This is a genomic window from Mycobacterium sp. E3298 (assembly GCF_001666895.1).
GTDB lineage: Bacteria > Actinomycetota > Actinomycetes > Mycobacteriales > Mycobacteriaceae > Mycobacterium.
Genome location: NZ_LZJB01000483.1, coordinates 1 through 3567, shown reverse-complemented (window position 1 = coordinate 3567; position 3567 = coordinate 1). Strand labels below are relative to the sequence as shown.

4 protein-coding genes are annotated in these 3567 nt (G+C 69.7%); 3 read left to right on the top strand and 1 reads right to left on the bottom strand.

From position 1 onward, the window contains the following. Positions 1–99 (bottom strand): hypothetical protein (locus tag A9X05_RS32345; RefSeq protein ID WP_231978452.1); only part of this gene is annotated, 99 nt, incomplete at its 3' end. Positions 100–204: 105 nt separating this feature from the next. Between A9X05_RS32345 and fadD3 the strand changes: the two genes are divergently transcribed. The 3 genes from fadD3 to A9X05_RS21985 all read left to right on the top strand — a co-directional run. Continuing rightward, complete coding sequence (gene fadD3, locus A9X05_RS21995) at positions 205–1749, top strand: 3-((3aS,4S,7aS)-7a-methyl-1,5-dioxo-octahydro-1H-inden-4-yl)propanoate--CoA ligase FadD3 (protein WP_067784060.1); 1545 nt, start codon at positions 205–207, stop codon at positions 1747–1749. Further along, positions 1750–2895 (top strand): acyl-CoA dehydrogenase family protein, encoded by a 1146-nt coding sequence (locus A9X05_RS21990; RefSeq protein WP_067784056.1) that lies wholly within the window; start codon positions 1750–1752, stop codon positions 2893–2895. Then, on the top strand, positions 2892–3567 hold a 676-nt coding region (locus tag A9X05_RS21985), incomplete at its 3' end, for an acyl-CoA dehydrogenase family protein (RefSeq protein ID WP_067778641.1). The genes A9X05_RS21990 and A9X05_RS21985, both read left to right, overlap by 4 nt.

Sequence of the window (3567 nt, the reverse complement as noted above, 5' to 3'; positions counted from 1 at the left end):
CCCCGGTCCGCCAAGACCCTTGAGAGCTGCGAATTCGCCGACCAGATTGTCGGCGAGCCATCGGCGAACCTCCGCCCGGAACTCCTCGACGTCCTGCATGCCCTGTAGGCTAACCTACCAAGCACTTGCTTTGTCGGCTCGGTGACGATGCGCGCCGCGCAGCGGCGTGGGAGGAACCGGGCAATCCAGGTAGGAGCAGTCTCGATGACCGGCGATGTCCGCACGATTCCCGCGGCGCTGGACCGTTTTGCGAGTCGGTTTCCCGACCACGACGCGTTGATCACCGACGAGCGTTCGTTCACGGCCGCGGCCCTGCGCGACGAGGTCCGCCGGGCGGCCGCCGCGTTGATCGCCCTCGGCGTGCGGTCGGGCGACCGGGTGGCCATCTGGTCGCCCAATACCTGGCACTGGGTGGTCGCCTGCCTGGCCGCCCACCACGCCGGCGCGGCGATGGTGCCGCTGAACACCCGTTATACCGCCGAGGAAGCCGCCGACATCCTGGCCCGCACCGCGGCGCCCGTGCTGTTCGGGATGGGCACGTTCCTGGGCCACGATCGCGTCGCCGATCTGGATCGGGATGCCTTGCCCGCGCTGCGGCACGTCGTCCGGATTCCGGTCGAGGCCGACGATCCCGTTTCAGGGACGTGGGACGACTTCGTCACGCGGGGCACCGACCTCGAGTCTGTCGCCACCCGCGCCGCCGCCGTCACGCCCGAGGACGTCAGCGACATCCTGTTCACCTCGGGCACCACCGGCCGCAGCAAAGGGGTGCTGTGCGCGCACCGGCAGTCGTTGTCGGCGTCGGCGTCGTGGGCGGCCAACGGCAAGATCACCAGCGACGACCGCTACCTGTGCATCAACCCGTTCTTCCACAACTTCGGCTACAAGGCGGGCATCCTGGCCTGTCTGCAGACCGGCGCGACGCTGATCCCGCACCTGACGTTCGACCCACTGCGCGCGCTGCAGGCGATCGAGCGGCACCGCATCACCGTGTTGCCGGGACCGCCCACCATTTACCAGACCCTGCTGGACCATCCGCAGCGCGGGGACTACGACCTGAGTTCGCTGCGGTTCGCGGTGACAGGGGCGGCCACCGTGCCCGTCGTGCTGGTGGAGCGCATGCAATCCGAACTCGACATCGACATCGTGCTGACGGCGTACGGCCTCACCGAGGCCAACGGGATGGGCACGATGTGCCGCGCCGACGACGACGCCGTCACCGTCGCCACCACCTGCGGGCGCCCGTTCGCCGACTTCGAATTGCGTATCGACTCAAGCGCTCCCGGCGAAGCGGGTGAGGTGCTGCTGCGCGGGCCGAACGTGATGCTGGGCTACCTCGATGACCCGGACGCCACGGCGGCGGCCATCGACGCCGACGGTTGGCTGCACACCGGTGACATCGGCGCCGTCGACGCGGCAGGCAATTTGCGCATCACCGACCGGCTCAAGGACATGTACATCTGCGGCGGCTTCAACGTGTACCCCGCCGAGGTCGAGCAGGTGCTCGCCCGGATGACGGGGATCGCCGACGCCGCGGTGATCGGCGTCCCCGACGAGCGCCTCGGCGAGGTCGGCCGGGCCTTCGTGGTGACCCGGCCCGGCGCCGACCTCGACGAACAATCCGTGATCGCTTACACCCGTGAACATTTGGCGAACTTCAAGGCACCGCGGTCGGTGCGGTTCGTCGACGCGTTGCCGCGCAATCCGGGCGGCAAGGTGGTCAAACCCCAACTGCGAGAGCTGGCCTGAATGGATCTGGAATTAGACGAGGAGACCCAGGCGTTTGCGGCCGAGGTCCGTGAGTTCTTGTCCGCCAACGCCGAGTCGATCCCGACGAAGTCCTACGACAACGCCGAAGGTTTCGCGCAGCACCGGCACTGGGACCGCGTGCTGTTCGATGCCGGGCTGTCGGTGATCACCTGGCCGAAGAAATACGGCGGCCGCGATGCGCCGCTGTTGCATTGGGTGGTGTTCGAGGAGGAGTACTTCCGCGCCGGCGCCCCCGGCCGGGCCAGCGCCAACGGCACCTCGATGCTGGCGCCCACGCTGTTCGCGCACGGCACCTCCGAGCAGCTGGACCGAATCCTGCCGAAAATGGCCAGCGGCGAACAGATCTGGGCGCAGGCGTGGTCGGAGCCGGAGTCCGGCAGCGACCTGGCCTCGCTGCGATCCACCGCGACCAAGACCGACGGCGGCTGGCTGCTCAACGGGCAGAAGATCTGGAGTTCGCGCGCGCCGTTCGCCGAGATGGGCTTCGGGCTGTTCCGGTCGGACCCGGAAGCCGAGCGGCACAACGGCCTGACGTACTTCATGTTCGACCTGAAGGCGAAGGGCGTCACCGTGCGGCCCATCGTGCAGCTGGGCGGCGATACCGGGTTCGGCGAGATCTTCCTCGACGACGTGTTCGTCCCCGACCACGACGTGATCGGCACCCCGAACGAGGGTTGGCGGGCGGCGATGAGCACCTCGAGCAACGAGCGGGGCATGTCGCTGCGCAGCCCGGCGCGGTTCCTGGCGACCGCCGAGCGGCTGGTGCGACTGTGGCAGGACAGCGGCTCGCCCCCCGGGTTCGCAGACCGGGTGGCCGACGGCTGGATCAAGGCGCAGGCCTACCGGCTGCAGACCTTTGCCACGGTGACGCGGCTGGCCGACGGCGGTGAGCTGGGCGCCGAATCGTCGGTGACCAAGGTGTTCTGGTCCGACCTCGATGTAGACCTGCACCAGACCGCGCTGGACATCCTCGCCGCCGACGGCGAGCTCGCCGGCAGCTGGACGGATGGCCTGCTGTTCGCCCTGGGCGGCCCGATCTACGCCGGCACCAACGAGATTCAGCGCAACATCATCTCGGAGCGGCTGTTGGGCCTGCCCCGCGAGAAGTCCGGGGGCAAGAAATGAAATTCGCGCTAGACGAGCAACAGCGCGACTTCGCGGCCAGCATCGACGCCGCGCTCGGCGCGGCCGACCTGCCCGGCGCGATCCGTGGCTGGTCCGCCGGCGACACCGCGCCCGGCCGCAAGGTGTGGGAGCGGCTGGCCGAACTGGGCGTCACCGCGCTGGCGGTTCCGGAGAAGTTCGACGGCATCGAGGCGCACCCGGTCGACCTGGTGGTCGCGCTCGAACGCCTGGGACGCTGGTGCGTGCCGGGGCCGGTGGCCGAATCCATCGCCGTGGCACCGGTTTTGCTCGCCTCGGACGAGCGGTGCGCGGCGCTGGCCTCCGGCGAGCTGGTAGCCACGGTCGCGTTGCCACCGCATGCGCCGCGCGCGGTGGACGCCGACTCGGCCGGGCTGGTGCTGCTGGCTACCGACGACGGTGTGAGCGAGGCCGCGCCCGGCGACCGGCACGAGTCGGTCGATCCGAGCCGGCCCGTCTACGACGTGACCGCCACCGGCCAACCCTGGCAGGCGGAGGTCCGGCGCGCCTTCGAGTTCGGCGCGCTGGCCACCGCCGCGCAGCTGGTCGGCGCCGCCGAGGCGCTGCTGCGGGACACCGTCGACTACGCCAAGCAGCGCGCCCAGTTCGGCCGGGTGATCGGTTCCTATCAGGCGATCAAGCACAAGCTCGCCG

Excerpts from the sequence above, each read along its gene's own strand:
- fadD3 (WP_067784060.1), top strand. The coding sequence starts at position 205 with ATGACCGGCGATGTCCGCACGATTCCCGCGGCGCTGGACCGTTTTGCG.
- A9X05_RS21990 (WP_067784056.1), top strand. The coding sequence starts at position 1,750 with ATGGATCTGGAATTAGACGAGGAGACCCAGGCGTTTGCGGCCGAGGTC.